This window comes from Rahnella ecdela, from assembly GCF_019049625.1.
Lineage (GTDB): Bacteria > Pseudomonadota > Gammaproteobacteria > Enterobacterales > Enterobacteriaceae > Rahnella > Rahnella ecdela.
Window position 1 is genome coordinate 1 of the sequence record NZ_JAFMOY010000007.1, and the last position, 253, is coordinate 253.

General features: G+C 45.1%; 1 protein-coding gene. It reads right to left on the reverse strand.

Going from position 1 to position 253, the window contains the following annotated elements; all coding sequences use genetic code 11:
* Window positions 1-112: 112 nt before the first annotated feature.
* Entirely contained in the window at window positions 113-247 is a 135-nt protein-coding gene (locus tag J1784_RS26595) for a contractile injection system protein, VgrG/Pvc8 family (protein WP_274387284.1), read from the reverse strand.
* Between the last annotated feature and the right edge of the window lie 6 nt (window positions 248-253).

Genomic DNA, 253 nt, shown 5'->3' on the forward strand with positions numbered 1-253 from the left:
CCGATGCCGTTCTTCCATGAGTTGAAAACAAACTCTTTTTCCTTTGCCGTAAATGTACGTTTCATTCATTAATCCTCCGCTACCCCATGTTTTAGCATGGATGTTGCATTGATCAATTGAATCTACAAATGCCTTCTTCAGCAATCAGGCGCCGGATAAATTCGTAGTCGCTTTCCATAAACTGCACGCAAAACTCCCGCCAGTCGTGCCGGGCGCGAAACAGGGTATCGTATTTGACGATGCCCATTTCTTT